Source organism: Rubripirellula lacrimiformis, from assembly GCF_007741535.1.
Lineage (GTDB): Bacteria > Planctomycetota > Planctomycetia > Pirellulales > Pirellulaceae > Rubripirellula > Rubripirellula lacrimiformis.
This window is the reverse complement of sequence record NZ_CP036525.1, coordinates 5,795,611-5,815,434: the sequence shown is the minus strand read 5'-3', so window position 1 is coordinate 5,815,434 and position 19,824 is coordinate 5,795,611. Positions and strand designations below refer to the sequence as shown.

General features: G+C 57.9%; 14 protein-coding genes. 3 read left to right on the top strand and 11 right to left on the bottom strand.

The genetic code is table 11. The features are described from left to right. Positions 1-2: 2 nt before the first annotated feature. Genes K227x_RS20305 through K227x_RS31470 form a run of 3 tightly spaced genes read right to left on the bottom strand, consistent with a single transcriptional unit; the run spans position 3 to position 2,967 of the window. Positions 3-2,525 carry a hypothetical protein gene (locus K227x_RS20305; RefSeq protein ID WP_218933404.1) on the bottom strand — a complete coding sequence of 841 codons (2,523 nt, stop codon included), beginning with the start codon at positions 2,523-2,525 and terminating at the stop codon, positions 3-5. Beyond that, positions 2,522-2,848: a hypothetical protein gene (locus K227x_RS20300; RefSeq protein ID WP_145172383.1), complete on the bottom strand. Its 327-nt coding sequence runs from the start codon at positions 2,846-2,848 to the stop codon at positions 2,522-2,524. Before K227x_RS20300 ends, K227x_RS20305 begins: the two co-directional genes overlap by 4 nt. Continuing rightward, positions 2,845-2,967 carry a hypothetical protein gene (locus K227x_RS31470; RefSeq protein ID WP_261343409.1) on the bottom strand — a complete coding sequence of 41 codons (123 nt, stop codon included), beginning with the start codon at positions 2,965-2,967 and terminating at the stop codon, positions 2,845-2,847. The genes K227x_RS20300 and K227x_RS31470 overlap by 4 nt, the downstream gene beginning before the upstream one ends. A gap of 213 nt (positions 2,968-3,180) precedes the next feature. Between K227x_RS31470 and K227x_RS20295 the strand changes: the two genes are divergently transcribed. From K227x_RS20295 to K227x_RS20285, 3 genes are all read left to right on the top strand, one after another. Continuing rightward, complete coding sequence (locus K227x_RS20295; RefSeq protein ID WP_145172381.1) at positions 3,181-3,510, top strand: OadG family protein; 330 nt, start codon at positions 3,181-3,183, stop codon at positions 3,508-3,510. Then, positions 3,510-4,676: a sodium ion-translocating decarboxylase subunit beta gene (locus tag K227x_RS20290; protein ID WP_145172380.1), complete on the top strand. Its 1,167-nt coding sequence runs from the start codon at positions 3,510-3,512 to the stop codon at positions 4,674-4,676. The genes K227x_RS20295 and K227x_RS20290 overlap by 1 nt, the downstream gene beginning before the upstream one ends. 153 nt (positions 4,677-4,829) lie before the next feature. Continuing rightward, positions 4,830-6,656: a biotin/lipoyl-containing protein gene (locus K227x_RS20285; protein WP_145172378.1), complete on the top strand. Its 1,827-nt coding sequence runs from the start codon at positions 4,830-4,832 to the stop codon at positions 6,654-6,656. A 48-nt stretch (positions 6,657-6,704) separates the two neighbouring features. Here the strand turns inward: K227x_RS20285 and K227x_RS20280 are convergent, their stop codons facing one another. The 8 genes from K227x_RS20280 to K227x_RS20245 all read right to left on the bottom strand — a co-directional run bounded on the left by K227x_RS20280 (position 6,705) and on the right by K227x_RS20245 (position 19,655). Next, positions 6,705-8,630 carry a glucosamine-6-phosphate deaminase gene (locus K227x_RS20280; RefSeq protein WP_145172376.1) on the bottom strand — a complete coding sequence of 642 codons (1,926 nt, stop codon included), beginning with the start codon at positions 8,628-8,630 and terminating at the stop codon, positions 6,705-6,707. Between the two features lie 12 nt (positions 8,631-8,642). Then, positions 8,643-9,731, bottom strand: coding sequence for an ROK family protein (locus K227x_RS20275; protein WP_246145992.1), 1,089 nt, complete (start codon positions 9,729-9,731; stop codon positions 8,643-8,645). A 78-nt stretch (positions 9,732-9,809) separates the two neighbouring features. Then, positions 9,810-11,876 (bottom strand): phenylalanine--tRNA ligase subunit beta, encoded by a 2,067-nt coding sequence (gene pheT / locus K227x_RS20270; protein ID WP_145172374.1) that lies wholly within the window; start codon positions 11,874-11,876, stop codon positions 9,810-9,812. A 157-nt stretch (positions 11,877-12,033) separates the two neighbouring features. Beyond that, complete coding sequence (locus tag K227x_RS20265) at positions 12,034-13,797, bottom strand: dockerin type I domain-containing protein (protein WP_145172372.1); 1,764 nt, start codon at positions 13,795-13,797, stop codon at positions 12,034-12,036. After that, on the bottom strand, positions 13,713-14,912 hold the full coding sequence (locus K227x_RS20260; protein ID WP_145172370.1) for a hypothetical protein: 1,200 nt from the start codon (positions 14,910-14,912) through the stop codon (positions 13,713-13,715). Before K227x_RS20260 ends, K227x_RS20265 begins: the two co-directional genes overlap by 85 nt. Positions 14,913-15,244: 332 nt before the next feature. Beyond that, positions 15,245-16,039, bottom strand: a complete 795-nt coding sequence (locus tag K227x_RS20255) for an OmpA/MotB family protein (protein WP_145178178.1) — start codon at positions 16,037-16,039, stop codon at positions 15,245-15,247. A 428-nt stretch (positions 16,040-16,467) separates the two neighbouring features. Continuing rightward, entirely contained in the window at positions 16,468-17,796 is a 1,329-nt protein-coding gene (locus tag K227x_RS20250) for an IS1182 family transposase (RefSeq protein WP_145169287.1), read from the bottom strand. A gap of 821 nt (positions 17,797-18,617) precedes the next feature. Continuing rightward, the gene (locus tag K227x_RS20245) at positions 18,618-19,655 is read right to left on the bottom strand and encodes an aldose epimerase family protein (protein WP_145172369.1); all 1,038 of its coding nucleotides are present in this window, start codon (positions 19,653-19,655) and stop codon (positions 18,618-18,620) included. Positions 19,656-19,824: the final 169 nt, after the last annotated feature.

Sequence of the window (19,824 nt, the reverse complement as noted above, 5' to 3'; positions counted from 1 at the left end):
GGCTATTTGTCATCAGGGGATGGGGCGGATGGCAGAGTGCCCAGGACGTACCGGACGCTGTCGACCAGTTGGGCATTCGGGATCGCGATCACATCGCTGCTGGGGGCAGCCAAGGCAATGAAGGAACCCTTGGGCAGTTCGCCGTCGGTTTGCAAACTTTGTTGCAGCTGTTTTTCGAAGGTGCCCTCGGTTGTCATGTTCCCTGACTCGAAGCTTCGGTTGATGTCCGCCAACAAGTCGAAAATTTCGCTGCTGTAATTTCGGTAAGACGCGTTGGACTGTTTCGTGACCGAAATGGGGCGATAGTCGTTGTACATTTTTCCCAAGATCTGAGCCGCTAATCGCGTTCGGATGGGCCGTGCCTCTTGTGTTTTCCCAGCAGCCAAACGCAGGGCCGCCCAATAGTTGCCGTCGCTGCCACGCGCAAGCGCGATGGAAAGTGGGAAACCGAATCCATTCTTGATTTCCATCGAACCGGTGTCGTCCAACCGGTTCAATTCCAATCGGCCGATGCCTGGCCGGGGCAGGTGCAGCACAAATTGACGTTGTTGACGCGACGGCAAAAACGATGCATCAAATCGCTGGGATACATCGTCGATCGTGACGTCGCCGATGATCGACGCGGATCGTCGGAAGGCTTGCCGCCAAGAGCGGTCCGAGTTTTCGGGATACTGCATCACTTCCGATTCGGCTGGGAAGCGGATGCCATCGCTGGGGCGAACACCGGCAAAATAGCTGGCGCGAACCCGTTCGCCTCCATCCCCCGTGTCACCGGTGACCAGAGTGATCTGTCGCACGCGGGCAGTCGAACCGAATCCGTCCGAAATGATTCCATAGGAAAACATGGCGACCGTGGTCAGTGTCGCTAGAACGGGTGCGATCGCAAACATCAGGTAACTGCGCCCGGCCTTGGCCGTTTTACGGTAAGCCACCGGCCCCACCAAAATCACGAATCCAACCAATAGGCCCATGAAGGTATAGACGGGCGGTTGAGCCACCCCGGGAATCAACCAACGGTCAAACCGCTGGTCCCCTAGCATCGGATCGACTCCGTTTCGAAGCATGGGCGATATCCGATACCCCAACATTCGCCGCACGACCGCCCAGCGCAATCTGGACGCGGGATCGTCGACGCCATCGTTGATCGCGACGACGCGTCCTGCACCAACGGGTTGGAAATATATCGATGAATCCGCGGCCTTCAGTACCTGGCTGGTTTGTTTTGCGGCACGAATAAGCTCGCTTAGTTTTGCTTCCGCTTCGATCGCAGATTTCAGATCGTTGTCAAACCAATACTCTTGACCATTGCTTTCCACGCGAATCGATGACGGAAGCATCCCATTGGTAGGTGCGGCGGGATCGTTACCGATCTGGTCAGTGAATCCACCCATCTCCGCATCCATTTCGATGTCATTGTCGAGCGTTGGGGCCGCCGCATTTTGGCGAACGACATCAGCGACATCAGCGACGTTCAAGGTCTTTCGCCCGGTCCGTTGAAGCACTTGGATCAACGTCTGCAGCGCTTGCAGTTCCGATGCTTGGGACGCTTGTGACCCGTTGGCTTGGCCTTGCACTTGATTGGCGTAAAGTCTGACTTGGCGATCCATGCTCGGATCAGGATCCCACGGGAACCTCAATGCTTCGAAACAGGCTTTGGGGGTCGGGGCTTCGTAAACGACCAGGGTCCCACCGATCAGCACCCATTGGCGAAGCGCGGCAAAGGCATCACGGTTGGATCGAATCCTGTCGATCGTTTCAGGGCTGACCAATACAACATCATGCTGGGAATAGGATCGCCAATCGGTTGGGAGTTCGGATTGCCCAATCGCGGACATCCAGCTGTTGTTGATCATCTCCGACCAAAAGCTTGGGTCTGCCGCCTTATCTGGAAAGTCTCCGTTGTCCACGAGATCGACAATCACCGGACGGATGTCGGGAATCGTTTGGACCGTGACAACGTCGTCGGAACTGATCAAGCACCAGTTGATCGACCGTTCGGTTCCGCACACCTGATGAAACCGGTAGGCCGAGCCGGGCAAGTTCTGCCCAATCGAAGTTGCATAGTCTTCGAGCGGTCGCCCGTTTTCCAGCACGGCGATGTCGAGCGATTCGCCAACGTTCCATTTGGGAAAGTACCTTTTGACAGAAACGGTCCTGGCCCCTTGGTCTACGCCGATTGGCAGATCGATTCGCAACCCGCCTGCGGGCGGTGCGTTTCCGGTCTTGCTGGTGGTGATCCGGATCACGAATTGGCGATCGGCGGGAAAGGTTCCCGTGGCCGTCAGCGTGATTTCGACGGGGACGTAGCCCACCGATGGAACGCGTCCGAAGACTAGGTCACACCGAAAACCTGCCGTCTTGCCACCCGAGTTGGGAAATTGGACGGGTGGCATTTGGTCCCCGATGATCGAATCAGCCGCCTGCGCAGGGAGGCCGACAACACCGGCCGCTAGCAGGAAGGCAACCGCCAAGCCCACCAGGAACGCAGTGGACACTTTTTTCCGGCACCATCCTAGGCGAATCATGAACGTCCCTCCCGTGGTGGCAAAATCTGCGGTGGCAATTGGTCGGCGGCAAAGGGACTGCCCTGATGGGTATCGTCGACCGGTTGGTACCACAGCGACGATACGGCCAAGGTGATCGCGAAGATCAACACAAACAGTGCAAAGCAGGTCCCGATAAATCCGATCGTGACCATCAACGCGACGGCGAATGACGCGCCGCTGCCTGCGGCTTTGGCGACGGCCGCCAAGATGGCGCCCAAAGTCGTCAGCGCGAACATCCAGCGGAACGATATTCTTGGCAGCATTCGGCTGCGTTCGATCGGCTGATACGAAGGAGTCTTCACGAGTGGTCCGAAATCAGATGAGAGAAGAAATCGCTGACACCACCGATAGCGGTCAGCTCGATTCGATCTGCGTGATCCGTGTCTGCGGCAACACCGATTCGAAAATTGTAGTGGTTCACGGGGCTAGTGGGGGATGATCGGCGTCCTGCCATGCTATATCCTCGTAAACGCGATCTTCCGAGACGTTGATCCGCACCCCATCCTCGTTACGAAAACGGATCGGCCAGCTACGCCCGAAGCAGCCGGTTGCCCGCTGATATCGGCCATCGCCGATGGATCAGGCGGGGTGCTGGCTGCGGTCGCCCCCCCTACCCTCCTTCCAATGACCTGCTGTGCCCATACCTTTTTTGGATCTGACGCCTGTGCCGATCCTGGCTGAATCGGTTTACGGTCGCGGGCTGGCAATCGCGATTGCTGGGCTGGTGATCGTTTTTGCTGCCCTGGTCCTGTTGTCGCTGTTCATCGCATCGCTGCCTACGTTGATGCGGTTGCTGGACCGAATCTGGCCAGAAGTCGATCACAGTCACCGCGAAACGTCGCACCCCGAAAGCCATGTCGCCGACGATGGCGCAGTCTTGGCCGCGATCGGATTTGTGTTGCATAGCGAATTGCAACATTACAGCGACAGCCAAAAATCCACTGACGGATCAAAAAATTCCTGATGGACATCCTGTTTGAATTTTTGAAGACGACCGGCTTTGCGTCGATGACGCTGGGCAACGCGATCATGATCGTGATCGGCTTGTTCTTCATCACGCTTGCGATCCGCAAAGATTACGAGCCATTGCTATTGGTCCCGATCGGTATGGGCGCGATCGTCGGTAACATCCCGATTGTCGAAGGGATGGCGCTTAGCGTCTACGAAGACGCCAAATGGATTCTTCGCGATGGTCAAGTGGAATACGTGCCCGGCAGCGTGCTTAGCTATCTGTATTTTGGGGTGCGGCAAGGCATTTATCCGCCACTGATCTTCCTGGGCATCGGCGCGATGACCGACTTTTCGACGATGCTTTCCAATCCCAAATTGGTGTTGTTGGGTGCCGCTGCACAAATCGGCGTGTTCTTGACCTTCTTTGGGGCGCTGTTCTTGGACTTCACGTTCGAAGAGGCCGGTGCGATCGGGATCATCGGCGGGGCGGACGGCCCGACGGCGATCTTTTTGTCCGCCAAACTGGCGCCGCACTTGTTGGGTGCGATTGCGATCGCAGCATATTCGTACATGGCGCTGGTGCCGGTCATTCAGCCGCCCATCATGAAGTTGCTGACGACCCGCGAAGAACGTCTGATTCGCATGAAGCCACCACGCCAGGTTTCGAAGCGCGAACGGATGATTTTTCCTGTCGTGGCGTTTTTGATCACCACGATGATTGCACCAGGTGCGATCGTGCTGCTGGGGATGCTGTTCTTCGGCAATCTATTGAAAGAGAGCACGGTCACCGAGCGATTGGCCAATACGGCTCGCACAGCACTGATCGATATCATCACAATTTTGCTCGGGTTCAGTGTGGGCGCTAGTACGCAGGCGGACACATTCTTGAAACCTCAGTCGCTGTTGATCTTTGGTCTTGGTGCTCTTTCGTTCGCCGTCGCAACCGCCGGTGGCGTGATGTTTGCCAAGTTCATGAACCTGTTCTTGACCGACAAAATCAACCCGTTGGTGGGTGCCGCCGGAGTATCGGCGGTGCCGGATTCGGCACGCGTGGTTCAAATGGTGGGTCAGAAAGAAGACCCGCATAATTTCTTGTTGATGCACGCGATGGCTCCCAACGTTGCCGGTGTGGTCGGCAGTGCGATCGCCGCAGGTGTACTGTGGTCGGTGCTGCAGTAGTCGTTGCCGGTTGATGTCGCAGTTCGCTGGTGTCAGTTCGCTGGTGTCAGTTCGCTAGGCGAGTGCGAAGCAAGCTTGCCCTGATCTTTGTCTCTGATTTCTGCTTCTTCATCGATTCCTTCTTCCCCCCCCTCGCCGCCATCTGTTCCAGCTATGAAAAAAATTCGCTTCATGTGCACGGCGTTTCGCGACGGCTTCCAGTCGGTCTATGGCGCCCGAGTGTTTACGAAAGATTTTTTGCCAGCGGTCGAAGCGGCTCGTGATGCGGGGATCCAATGGTTGGAAGCTGGCGGTGGGGCTCGTTTCCAATCGCTGTATTTCTATTGCAACGAAGACGCCTTCGACATGATGGACGCATTCCGTGCGACCGCCGGTCCGGATGCGAATCTGCAGACCCTGGCTCGTGGCGTGAACGTCGTTGGCCTGGATTCGCAGTCCAGTGATATCGTCAAACTGCACGCCGACTTGTTCAAAAAACACGGCATGACGACGATCCGCAACTTCGATGCGCTCAACGACGTCAATAATCTGATCTACAGCGGACAGTGCATCGTCGATGCGGGGCTGAAGCATCAGGTTTGTGTGACGTTGATGGAACTGCCACCGGGATGCAGCGGTGCACACGACGCTGATTTCTATGCGTCGACTCTGCAGCAAATTCTGGATGCCGATATCCCGTTTGATGCGGTCTGTTTCAAAGATGCGTCGGGAACCGCCGTGCCGTCGAAGGTTTATGAAACCATTCGCGCCGCACGGAAGATGCTTCCCAAGGACACCTTCATCCACTTCCACACTCACGAAACCGCTGGCGTCAGTGTGCTTGCCAACAAGGCCGCCATCGATGCCGGAGCGGATGCGATCGACCTGTCGATGGCACCCTGCAGCGGCGGAACCTGCCAACCGGATATTCTGGTGATGTGGCACGCACTGCGAGGGACGGAGTACGAGTTGGATGTCGATGTCGAGAAAGTTCGCGAGGCCGAGGAAGTGTTCAAGGACTGCATGAAGGACTACTTTCTGCCGCCCGAAGCGACCGCGGTCGAACCGTTGATCCCATGGAGCCCGATGCCGGGTGGCGCGTTGACGGCGAATACTCAGATGCTGCGTGACAACGGCATCATGGACAAGTATCCCGAAATCATCCAAGCGATGAGCGATGTGGTTCGCAAAGGCGGCTATGGAACTTCGGTGACACCGGTTTCGCAGTTCTATTTCCAGCAAGCGTTCAACAACGTCATGTTCGGTCCGTGGAAAAAGATTGCCGAACCCTACGGAAAAATGGTCCTCGGGTATTTCGGCAAGACGCCGGTCGCACCGGATGCCGATGTGGTCAGGCTGGCCATGAAACAACTGAAATTGGACCCGACGACCCGGCCGGTGTTGGAGCTGAACGATGCCGATCCCAACAAGGGGATCGCTGCGACGAAAAAGATTCTTGAAGCAGAGGGGCTGCCGACCACGGACGAGAATATCTTCATCGCGGCTGCCTGCAAAGAAAAAGGGATTCGCTTCCTGAAAGGCGACGCGGAAGTTGGCGTTCGAAAGATCGATCCGGACGCTGCCAAAGCGAGTGGCCCCGCACCGGCTGGACCAACAGCCGCACCGACAAGCGGCGGTCCGTCGGAATACACGGTCACCGTGAACGGCAAAGAAGTCTTCATGGCGTTCGAAGGCAACACGGCAACCGTCGACGGGAAGGTTTACCGAGTCGAAATGCGGCCCCGCAGCAGCGGATCCTCCGCGGCGCCCAGCACGTCATCAGCAACCGCAACCAACGTCACCGCCCAGATGCCAGGAGCGGTTTTCAAGTTGATCGCCGAGCCTGGTGACGTGGTCCGCGAGGGAGACCCGATTCTGATTCTGGAAGCGATGAAGATGGAGATCGAAGTCGCATCGCCAGCCGATGGCACGATCCAGTCGATTGACGTCAAGGTCGGCGAACAGGTCGTCGGAGGCCAGCGATTGGCCACCATCGGGTAGATGCTTGCGCTGCTCCGTTGCCCTCGACGGACCACTGGTTCAGCAAGTCTACAGTTCGATTCCGGTGCTTCCGTCCCAGCGAACGAAGCCTTCGATCGCGGCGTACTCCGCCAGCCCGAGTTCATCGTAGCGACGGGCGGTGTCGGCGTTGCGTGCTTCGGCCCGCTGCCAGAATTCACGTAAATCCGATCCCGGAAACAGAGCGCGATCCTTTTGCGATTCGTGCTTGAAGATTGCCACTCGCTTTCTGGCCACTTCCTGCGGACTCAACGGGACCGCCATCTCGATCTGGTGTGGAGCCCATTCCTGCCATGCACCGCGGTACATCCAAACCGCACAGGCTTCGTACCAGGGATCGTTCTGGCAAATCACACAGGCCTGCAGAATCGCCGACAGACACGTGCGGTGCGTCCCGTGCGGATCCGACAGGTCGCCGGCGGCATAGATTTGGTGCGGTTCAATCTGACGCAGCAGGTCGACCGTGATGCCGACGTCTTCGTCCGACAGCGGTCGCTTGGTGATCCGTCCGGTCTGGTAGAACGGCAAATCAAGGTAGTGCAGATTGGCATCGGGGACTCCGCAGCAGCGTGCACCTTGCCTGGCTTCGCCGCGCCGGATCAGACCCTTGATCCGAAGCACTTCTTCGCTATCGAGTTGCCCGGATTTCTTGTTCCGCAGGAATTCGTCAACGTGATGAGCGATCGCTTCCAAACCGCCTGCCTGGATTCCGAATTCGGTGCAAAAGTCCTCGACGAACTCCGCGAACCGCAACGCGTCTTCGTCGAACACGGCAATGTTGCCGGACGTTTGATAGGCGATGTGAACGTCATGCCCCTGGTCCACCAAACGAATCAAAGTGCCGCCCATCGAAATCACGTCGTCGTCCGGATGCGGCGAGAACACGATCACACGTTTGGGGAAAATGTCGTCGCGATGCCCGGGGCGGTCGCCTGGTCGTTTGCGGTGTTCTGGTTTGCCACCGGGCCATCCGATGATGGTCGACTGCAGATTGCGAAAGACACGCAGGTTGATGTCGTAACTGCTGCCGTGAGCCGCCAACAGATCCTGCAGTCCGTGTTCGTTGTAATCGGCATCGGTCAGTTTCAGGATCGCTTTGCCCACGCCTTCGGCCAGATCGATGACGGCGCGGCGTGTTGTGATGTCGTCCCAGGCAACTTCGCCTAGCAGCCATGGGGACTGGACCCGCGTCAGACGCGACGCCGCGGCATCGTCCAGCAGTGCTTCGACGCTGGGGTGATCCTGCAGAAACGTGGATGGAACGTTGGCGCCGGCATACCCTTCGACAGTACGTGCGACGATGTCAGCTTTGCCTTCGCCGAACGCCAACAACAGCACGCGGCGGGCATCCAGCAGAGTACCGACACCCATCGTGATCGCGTGACGAGGAACGTTTTCGGCACCAAAGAAATCGCTTGCCGCATCAGTCCGTGTCGGCTGGTCCAGGGTGATCAATCGAGTGCGTGATCCGCGATCGGATCCGGGTTCGTTCAGCCCGATGTGTCCTGCGCGATTGATCCCCAGCAATTGCAGATCGATCCCGCCGGCATCGCGAATCAGTTGTTCGTAATGGGCACAGTAAGTCGGCGAATGTTCTTTCGCGACGGTGCCGTCGGGGATGTGCACGTTGGCTGGATCGATGTCGACATGATCGAACAGGTGTTCGTGCATGAACCGCGAAATGCTTTGCAGTTCGGTTGGTTGCATCGGATGGTATTCGTCGGAATTGAACGTCACGACGTTCGCAAACGACAGTTCACCATTTTGGTGCAGGCGTACCAGTTCGGTATAGACGTTGACCGGCGATGAACCGGCCACTAGCCCCAGCACTGCATTCTTGCCGCTGGCAGCTTGGGATCGGATCAGGTCAGCAATTTCGGCTGCGACAGCGACCGAGGCATCGGAGGCACGCGAGAAAATCCGGCATGCGATCCGTTCATTGGGATTGGTAGTCATCAGTGCTTAGGTCTAGGTTAGATTTTTGGCCACCATGGCGGCGCCCAGCGTGCCGGCGTCGTTGCCGAGCGATGCGAATTCGACCTGTATGTTACCACCGACTTGAACCAACGTAGTGTCGGTAACCGAACGTCGAATTCGTTCTAGGAAACCACGTCCGGTCGATGTTTGGTCGCCACCGAACGTCATCGCGCCGCCCAGCAACACGACGGCCGGATCCAAGGTCTGGCCCAACATGCCGATCGCGCGACCGACATAGTCACCGGTCTGGTCAATGATCTGTAGGCACAGTGCATCGCCATCCGCGGCGGCCATCGCGATCGATCGCGGTGTCCAGGGTTGGCCGGCGTAAAGGTCTCGGCTGATTTGGTCGCGATCAATCTGGTCGCTGTTGGTTTGGTAGTCCTCGGGCATCGATGCCCGCAGTCGTGCGATCACGCCAGCGGCACCCGCATACGATTCCAAGTGCCCGCGACTGCCGCAGGTGCACGGCAATGCCATGTCGCCAAATTCGATTGCAATGTGTCCGACTTCCCCCGCACAACCATGGTCCCCGCCATGCGGTCGCCCGGCGGTCACCACGCCAGCGCCGATGCCGGTTCCCAACGTCACCAGGGCAAGTGATTGGTCCCCGAGTTTGCGAAGCGAGTGTTCGGCATACGCAGCGGCGTTCGCATCATTGACCACCATCGCCGGCCGTTGGCAGGTATCGACCAAGATGTCTCGCAACGGCTGACCAAGCCAACCGGGCAGATTGACGACTTCGCGGAGCTGAAATTCGCGTGTATCCAGGACGCCGGGGACGGCCAGGCCCACCGCCATCAAATCATCGATCGGACGGTCCCAATGGCGCATCGTACGGATCGCGAAATCGATCGCGTATCGAAACACTCGATCGGGTGTCTTCAGCGGTGGGGTCGCTGTGGACGCTTTGGCGTGTAGCACCCCGGATCCGTCAACCAGGCCCACTTTGACGTTGGTTCCGCCCACGTCGATGCCCAGAAACAGATCGGTCGCGACCGGCGGTGGATCTAGGGCAGGCATATCGGCGGACGGCAGGTCATTGCGAGGCGAAATATCAGGGGGGGACGAAGGTTGCATACAGTCAGGCGCCGTCAAAGTCATTTTCACAGAGTCCGTCCGGCGCCCGATGAACTGTCCGGACCGTCGGATCGACCCCTATGACAATAGTTCAGCGGACAGCTTTTTGCCGCATTCGTCGACGACTTTTCCGATCAATGCGTCCGCTTGTTCACCACTGAGGGTCTGGTCGTGACGCTGCAGTTGAACGGACAGCAGAACTCGTTTGCGTCCCTGACCATCCTTTTGAGGGTCGCGGTACGTCTCGCGGTAGGTCACATCGGCCAGCGAATCGCCGACGGCGTCGCGGACGACGTTTTCCAGTTCGGCCCAGCGGACCGCTTCGGCGACGACAAAATTCAAATCGCGCTGGACCGATGGGAACATGCTGACCGCTCTTTGCTGCGGTACCAGCGAAGAGAGTTCTAGCAGGGCAGGAAGCGAAATTTCGGCAACCACGACCGGTGGCGGCAGTTTCCAGGCTTTCAGCGTTTTGGGGTCGACGATCCCCAAATAGCCCAGCATGGTGTCGCCGATTTTCAGTGCCACCGCGCCACCTTTGGCCAGGCCCGCGCGTGCGATCGGATCAACGGTCAATCGATCTTCGATCCCCATCCGCAGGCACAACGTTTCCAGGGTTCCTTTGACTTCGAAAAAGTCGCGGCCCGAAACGATGCCCAACGAATACTGTTCCGACGGCAGTGTGTCGTCGCCATCCTGGCCAGGTTCGCTCGGCAAATAGATGTGTGCAATTTCAAACAGGTCGGCGGCGATCGAAGCGGATGCCCAGTTTTTGGCGCGGCCTTCGATCAAACTTGGCAGCAGAGTTCGGCGCAGCCGCCGGGCTCCTTTCAACATCGCGGTTTCAGTCTGCAGGGCAGATCGGTCGGTCCACGGGCTGATCGATTCGTCCAGTTTGGCGGTCACGATCGAAGGCGTCATCGCTTCGCTGATCGCTGCCGATGTCAACACGTGACGCACGCGTTCCATCGCCGTATCAAATTCACGCTTCGAACTCGGCGCGACCGGAATCGGTGAGTCTTCGGGGATCTTGTCGTACCCGTGAATCCGCGCGACCTCTTCGATCAAGTCGGCTTCACGCGTCAGGTCGTGACGCCACGACGGCGGCACGTAGGTGCCGGATTCATCCGATGCGGCTTGGGCAACACAGCCTAGCTTGGTCAAAATCCGCTGTACTTCTTCGGCATCGATCTTGATGCCCAGGATCCGTTCCAATTGGCTGGAACGCAGCACGACGGGCGGGCTAGCAGGGATCGTGGGGGCGGTGTCGATGATGCCGTCGGCAACGGTGCCGCCCGCTATCTGGACGATCAGTTCGCATACCCGGCGCGATGCCCAATCGACCCCGACCGGATCCACTTTGCGTTCGAAACGGAACGACGAAGGGCTGTGCAGTTTCAATTTACGGGCTGTCCGGCGAACCGACAACGGCGTGAAAATCGCTGCTTCGATCACCAAATCTGTGGTGGCGTCGGTGACTTCCGATTGGGCACCGCCCATCACTCCGGCGACAGCCTGGGGCGAATTGGCATCGGCGATCACACAGTTGGACGCATCGAGTTCGTAGCTGTGGTGATCGATCGCTTCGATCGTTTCGCCCTTGGTTGCCGGACGGACGATGATCTTTTGATCCGCCACTTTGGCATAATCGAACGCATGCAGCGGCTGGCCACATTCCATCATCACAAAGTTGGTTGCATCCACCACATTGTTGATGCTTTGGTACGGTTCGATCGTTCCATCGACCTTCGCTTTCCAGAACACCGACTGCAGGGCTTCGACCAACCACGCTGGGCTCGGTCCGACTTGGACGCCCTGGATCACGCGAGCGGTGTAGCGCGGGCAGGCATCGACGAAGCGGTTCTCGACCGACAACAACGTGTCCACCTTGGTCGATCCCGGCGCCAATTTCGGCTCGGGTGTCTTGACGTCCAATCCGTACAGTACGGCAATTTCACGAGCCACGCCCAAATGCCCCAGGCAATCGCCCCGGTTGCTGGTCACTTCGAGGTCGATGACGATATCGCCGCCGATTTCCGTGGTTTCCTCGTGATTGAGTCCCGAAAGGCTCAGCCGTAGGGCCAATTCTTCGTGGCTCATCGGAAGGTCGATATATTTCGACAACCATTTCAGTGAAACAAGCATGGGCGGAACTTACGCGGGAATCTGATGGATCGTTCGGTAGACCGCACAATCTATCGGATCACGTAAAATCGTAACAGCCAAGTGAGAAAACGGGCTTTTTCCGATTCGGTCCCCGCGGCCCCCCAGGGATCGGATGTCCAGCGGCAGGTGTCGGTTTTCATTCGCCAGTGGCAATCGGCTTGATTTCATCGATCGCGTCGAACAACCCGATGGTTTCGCCTTCACTCGTTTCCGGAATCCGGCCCAGTCGATTGATGATCACCAACGCGTCGAGTGCCGTGATGCTGCCATTTTGATTGGTATCTAGTCGCCGTGTTTCCTCTAGGCTGATGCCAGTGGCGGTTTCTTCGGCTGCCAACAATTGCGGCAGATCATCGACCGGCGCAACACCGTACCGACCCAGGAAATTGACAACCCTTAGTGCATCAACGGCGGTGACCTGACCGTCTTCGTCTGTGTCCAACGGGTCAAACACGGGGGCTTCGGTGATCGTCAATGAGGTCGACAGGTAGCGTACGGATTCAGCCGGTGTTTCGGTGTCCCGGCCACGTAGCAATATTTCGTGTCCCGGTTCGTCTGCTGCGGTGGGGGTGATCAACACATCGCCAACGCCGACCGCAATCACGCCGATTCGCAGCAACGTTTGTTGCTCATTTCCGGGATGCTCGACATCGCTGCTGAAGACCCCCATTTCATCCAGTACACCATCCATCCCACCGCCGTCACCCAGCGCTTTGAAATCATTCAGGTGTTGGAATTCGCCGGTCAGTTGCAGGCGGTCCGAGGGCAGGTCCAGATCAAAGAAAGCGGCATAAACCCCCTCGCCCGCCGATCGCAAGTCTTTGGCCGTCCATTCCAGATAGAACGTTTGGCCATTGGCGATCTCGGTGACTGGGTTGCCCTGGACGTCCACTGGCTGCAACGCCATTTCGACCAACGCAGTCACGTCGTCTTCGGTCATGGTGACCACGTCGACATCGACGTCGGCAATGGATTGTTTGCCGTTGGATGACAGCACGTAACGAAAACTCAGTCTTTCGATACCCTGCAATGCCTGCGACGTCACCTGAATGGATCGACCACTTCCGTGGATCGAAACTCCCTCCGGTGCATCTAGCAGTGACGAAATGAACGCCGGCCCGAAAAGTTCGTGCAATTGATCGTTTGCCAACACGTCCAATTCGCTCTCACTGACCGATGATACCAACGAAAACGTATCGTCCACTGCCAGCGAAACCGGGGTGGCAGGCCCCAAGGGAAGCGTCACTGGGTTCAGGTAATCGTTCCAAGGGTATCGAATCAGCGTGTCGCTGGTCCGCTGTGTGAAAGCGTCGCTGGAAACCGTGGATTCGATGGCCGCCGTGATACTAAAGTGCCCGTCTTCTAGGAATTTACCATCGCTAGAAATGCGGCCAAATCGAACCACCGGAGCCGCTTGGAACGGCTTCGCGTTGAACTGCATAAAAGCGAACTTCTGGTTGTCGGCGTCGATGGCCGTCAATTCAGTGGCAACGCCGTTCCGGGGTAGATCGTTCCGGGGCAGATCGGTTTGGGCAATGATCGTAGCGGACGGCAGGTCCACCGTGATCAAAGTGGGTTGACCAAATCCATCGACCCAATGTCGCAATGAAGACGTTGGATCGATCGGCTGGGATCCAGGGGCGTCCCGATGGTCGATGGATGATGTCGTCGCAGTGTAGGGGGGGAAGGTTTGACTGCTGAGGACCAGGGTGTCGCCCATCCGCAACCAGTGGACCGAAGGGTCACTGTCCGCGGGCAGTTCAATACGGCTCACACGGCTTTCGGAATCGATATCGATCGTTTGGTCTGACTGAATCACAAACAAGTGACCCAAGTAGGCGTCTTGCAGAACGACGAAATCGGAATCGGCCTCCCAGAGGTTCGCCTGGATGCCCAGCAAGGGGTCGTATCAAATACCGCAATGCGATCATTCGAAAGATCAAGCAGATGCACGTACGTGGACATGCCTTGCGCATCATCGATTCTTTGGACAGCGACTCCGGTCAAACCGTCGTCGGCAATTTGAAACGACACCAGTTGCCCATCGCCCAAGGAAATTTGGTCCATTCGTTCCACTTGGTTGGCGTCCAAGCGGTACCGGGTTACCAAGGATTCCGGTGAAAAAGCAGATCCATCCTGTCCGCTGTTCTCGATCCATGGCAAGTAGATGCCCGGATAGTTCGAGTGGGTCGTTGCTGTAAACACATCGTTGCCGCGTGCGGTCGGAACCAATGGGGCTAATGCGTCGACTGTCCCCAGTTGCGATAGGCCGTCGTCGGTCCAACGATACGATGTCAACACCGACGGAATCGACAAAGTCGGACCGCCGTGCGGTAAATAGACGACGGCGTTTGGATCCACCGCGATCGATAGGTTTCCGGCGTCGTAGGCAACACTGCCAAGTGGACCGTCAATCGTTTGCCGAACGATTTCCGGTTCGGTGTTACTCAACACGACGGTCACGGCGATGATCTGCGGGGCACCCCATGGAAAATGGATCGGGGGGATCGGATCGATCCCGGCTGCCTGGTCGGCCTGGATCACGGCCAGATCGGCCATTGGCGGGATCACATGATCGGAGGTGCTAAGTAGCAGAACTTGATCGCCATCGACCACCATTCGCTCGACTCGAAAATCCACCGCGACTTCGGTGATGATGCTGTTGTCGGCAGCATAAACGACCAGCGTTGATTCGTCGGTGAAAGCGTTGGTGTCGACCGCAAACAACCGTTCACCATGCTGTTGCACGAGCCCCATTTCCCCGTCGCTTAACGACAGGGGGGCTCGGGTGTGCGGCGCACTGACAAAGGAACGGATTGCATCCGCAGAGCCATCGGCAGTTGTGGATAGATTTTCACCGAAACCTGAAGCCCCGGTGGGATGTAGCGGCTGGTCCGGTGCTGCGGTTGTCGGCGGCGCTGCGAAACAGGTCTCTGACGCGGGGCCGATGTCGGCTGCCATCAATTGGCGGCGTTCAAGTGTCTCGAGATTCAAACTGCGAGTGTCTGGGCGCATGATCGGTTGTCCAGAAGAAGCCGATAGAAGGTCTTGGGACTGGCGTTTGAAAGACGGATGTTGAACAAATGCATAGGGCATCGCCCACGTTGGCCAGATATCCGGGCGTGAAACGTACAGGTCCGATGACCGGCACGTTCAGGTGGTTCCCCATGATGGCCAAAATATCCGTCCCCCCACGCGGGTGCCAGCCTGTCCTGACGAAAACACGACGCCGAGACCACGCCATTTTAGCTAGGTCGGTCGCCCCGTTTCACCGTGGCGCGGCAGTTCCAATCTAATCGGTGCCGCGGTCGATTGCTGGGAAAACAGTCCAGCGGTCTGCCAGCGGACTAGTACGTGTCCGGGTAGATCACCAATTCGATTCGCCGATTGGCAGCTCGGCCAGCCGGGGTGTCGTTGGTTTGACGCGGGTTGTTCGAACCCTGTGCGACGGTGAACAGTTGGTTCGGCGGCATTCCGTTGCGACGGGTCAACAGGTCCAAGACGGCCGCCGCCTGGGCAGCGGTCAATTGATGGGCGCTGGAAAATCCGCCGCCGTAGATCGGTGCATTGTCGGTGTACCCTTCGATGCCAATCCGTTGTCGAGGGAACGATCGCAGCAACTGAGTGGCGATCGAGTCCAGTGTCGCCGCGGCCTGGGCATGCAACTGGCCGGATCCGGGGGCAAACAATTGGTCCGACGGGACCGCAATCCGGATCACTTCGCCGTCTTGCTGGACCGGGATTCCGCCCAAGTTCAACTTGCTGACCATCTGCGACAGATTGGTGTTCGGCTGGATCGTTGCACCGCGAATCTGGGTGGATGCCTGCATCCCGCGAACTTGATCCTGAGCGTTGCGAGCGGCGATGGCGGTCGATTGCATCTGGTTGGAAACTTCGCCCAGCTGTTTCCGCAGCAGTGCCGATTCGTCCTTGAACACCTGGGCCTGCTGCTCGCTTTGAGCCAGCTGGGTGTGCAGTTGCCGGTTGTTGTCATCCAATAGCTGGACGCGGCGGTTCAGTTCTGCCAGACGGGCATCGTTTTGGCTGATCGCGGCGTTTTGAGGCAAGTTCCAGGCTGCACCACCAGGCGCCGCGAGGTACGGATTTTGGCTGCAACCGGTCAGCGACATCGCGGCGATCATGCTGCTAAGAGCAAAGATCGTCGGCAATGTTCGAAAGTTGGGCAAAACGCAAAACATCCTGTTTTTTCCTCAAGCCATAGCAGCGGACGACCGAACATTACGCCTGCAGTTTCACTGACGACAAGGTCAATCTTAGAAAACGTCGTGTCCGGAGCGAATGGCGGAAGCGGATCCCTCGCTCACCGGCGTGTTACGTCATTTGCTCCTGCCTACATCCATATGGTTTAGCCGCGTGCCCATCGAGACTGTGAATAATTGGCCGGTTGTGGCTTGACGCCGTGTTTTTGAAGTGGTTTTTCAAAAATTTTGGATTGCCGGTCGTCGTCAAAGTTTCAGGTTGAAGCTTCGGTGGTTCTTTTGTCTTGGTGGATCGCTTTGAAGCTTCGTTGGACGCGATGCGTCCAACGATTGGAGGCCGGAGGCCAACCTCAAGGCGTCGCAGTACAGGATTGCCTCATCAGTGTTTGTAAAAATCCTAGGTTGTTCAATCGATTGAAGTTGTTCACCAGCACGTGCCAAAGCGTTTGGGCCATTGCTTTCTTCTGGCCACGAACCCGGAACTGATGAAGACCGCGATTACGACATTCCGCGTTGGGAAATTCAGCTATCGATGGACGTCGTCTCAACATCTCCTGCGCCTCGGGTGTCCCCATCCTCTTTCGATACCTCGCCATCGCGTCGCTATCGCCCGGCTTGCTCGCATGGGGATCCTTGCCGTTAGCGACTTGTCTTTTGATGTCCTTCAGTGGACCGTAAACCTCCGTCCCCGCAGCGTCCATCGCTTCGATATCGCTCGCTTTGGTGAACCCGCCGTCGACCAAGTAGTGTGCCGGCGTCACCCCATAGGTGCGGCAGATCGACTCGTACATCGGAAGCATCTCACCTTGATCGCTGCCCTGATTGTCAACGCTCACGCCGACGACAATTCGAGAGTCGCCGTCGCTGGCGAATTGGACGTTATAGGCGGGGCGAAAACCGCCGTCTCCCATCTTCATCCGCGCCGCTTCGGGGTCCGTTGTGGAGGCTCGTGGGGTCGACTTGCTTTTGCGTGATCGTTTCTCTTTACGACGTCGCTCAAGTTCTTTGAGGTTCTCTTGAGCCGCCTTGATACGCTCGAGTCGTTCGTCGGCAGCACGCTTGCGGGCGGCCTGTTCGGCCCGAGTTGCCGCGGCAGCTTCCTCGTCGGATCGCTCGGCGAGTTCCTTTACATAGTCTTCGGCAACCTCTTGCATCTGTTGGAGCGTCGATTCGGACCGAAACGAACTGCTGCCGGCCGAGGCACGCACCCGCATGCCATCCTGCCCGATGGTATCCAACGTGATCAGTTTTTCGCTCAGCAGCACGGCGATCGAGTCGCTAAGCAACTTCTCGAGATACTCGGCGTTGCCGCTGCGAAAGTCGCTCAGGGTGTGATGATTAACCGTGACATCGCCGCAGATCCACAGGTAGTGGAAGTCGCGGGTGGTCAAATCGCTCAAACGGCGGGCGCTACTGATCCCTTCGAGCGTTGCGTAGAACCACAGGGCGAAGAGGATTCGCGGATCGATCGGGGTACGACCACGACCATCTACTTTCGATTTGATCTTCTCGTAAAGCGGTCCGAGGTCGAGCGATTCGCAGTACTGCCATACCAAACGAACGCGGTGCTCGCGGGCCACCATCTGGTCGAGCGAATAGAACCGCATCTCAACTTGGCTGCGTTCGGGGCGGTGGGTGCGAGCGGAACCACGCTGCTGAGCATCGGTTGGAATTTTCATGCAAATAATTTAGCCCCATGTAGAAATCCAACAAGCCAAAACTCAATTATTCACAGCCTCATCGGGCCGCGCGTTCTCGCACAACAGAATTAGCCCGGACCGGGTGAGGCGGCGTTGAGGAAGGCTTCGCGTTGCTGGGGCTGCTTGAATGCCGGATCAGCGTCGCTTCGCTCCTTGATCCGGCCTACGTTGCTTGCGCCGGCCTACTGCGTTGTCGTTTAACCGCGTGCCCATCGGGCCGCGCGTTTTTGCACAACAGAATTAGCCCGGACCGGGTGAGGCGGCGTTGAGGAAGGCTTCGCGTTGCCGGGGCTGCTTGAATGCCGGATCAGCGTCGCTTCGCTCCTTGATCCGGCCTACGTCGCATGCGCCGGCCTATTGCGCTGTCGTTTAGCCGCGTGCCCATCGGGCCGCGCGTTCTCGCACAACAGAATTAGCCCGGACCGGGCGAGGCGGCGTTGAGGAACACTTCGCGGTACTGGGGCTGCATGAATGCCGGATCAGCGTCGCTTCGCTCCTTGATCCGGCCTACGTCGCATGCGCCGGCCTATTGCGCTGTCGTTTAGCCGCGTGCCCATCGGGCCGCGCGTTTTTGCACAACAGGATTAGCCCGGACCGGGTGAGGCGGCGTTGAGGAACACTTCGCGGTACTGGGGCTGCTTGAATGCCGGATCAGCGTCGCTTCGCTCCTTGATCCGGCCTACATCGCTGTGAAATCACGATCGCTGGGGGGGAGTCCGCGCATGAAAAACCCACGTCGCCAGCTTGGGAGACGTGGGTTTCGTGTCAGCACGGCATTTCCGCTGCCTGTCGCTGTGGGATCACTGGACGCCGAATCGATGTACGGTCGTTTGCCGCATCGTTTCGCCGGGCTTCAGCAGCGTGCTGGGGAACGAGGGGCGGTTGGGGGCGTTTGGATAGTGTTGGGTTTCCAAGCAGAATGCATCGTGGCTGCCTGCACCGGCAGACTTTTCATTGCCGGGCAAATGGTTGGCGGTGTACAGCTGCATTCCCGGCTGAGTGGTTTCGATCTCCAGAAATCGCCCCGACTTGGGATCCACCACGCGCGCCGCCGGCCGCAGCGTGCCGGCCGCACCGCGGACGACGTAGCAATGGTCGTATCCCTTGGTCGATTTTAATGTGTCCACTCGATCGCCAATCGCGGTCGGCTTTCGGAAATCGAACACGGTGTCATCGACCGAGTTGATTTTGCCGGTCGGAATCAGGTCTTCGTCGACATCTAGAATCTCGTCGGCTTCGATCACCGCAACGTGATCCATCGCGGTGCCCGAGCCGGCACCAGCTAGGTTCCAATAGCTATGGTTGGTTAGGTTGACGTGCGTGGGTGCGTCGGTGGTCGCGGTGAACTCGATCTTCAATTCGTTGTGGTCGTTCCAGCTGTAGTCCACGATGGCTGTCAAAGTGCCCGGGAATCCTTCTTGACCGTCGGGGCTGGTCAATTGGAATTGAACGCCGACGACATCGTCCTTTTGGTAGGTGGCGGCATCCCACAGCTGGTAGGTAAAGTTCTTTTTACCACCGTGCAGGTGATGCTTGCCGGCGTTGACCGTGACTTGGTAGTCGACGCCGTGAATCGAAAACTTGCCTTGATCGATCCGGTTGCAGAATCGTCCAACCGTGCTGCCAAAGTACGGGTGGCCACTCAGGTAGGGGGCCAGCGAATCGAAGCATAGATTCACGTTGGCGATGTTTCCGTCGCGGTCGGGGACGTTGACGTCGATCAGAGTGGCGCCCCAATTGGTCAGCCCAATGCTATTTCCGTGGGAATTGGTCAGGGTAAAGCGAGTCACTTCCTCGCCATCAGGCGTCGTGCCAAAATCTTCGGATTGGGTTTTCATCGTGCTGGTCAGAATCGTCGGTTGCAAGGAAGAAGCTGTTTGTGGTGGCCGCGGGGCCGATGATGGCTGATTCGTCGCTGATTCTTGGGCGGCAAGGTGGGATATCATGCCCAATGGCCAGGCGACCATCCAGAGGCCTGCGATCCGTACCCCGGTCGCAAAAAAAGAG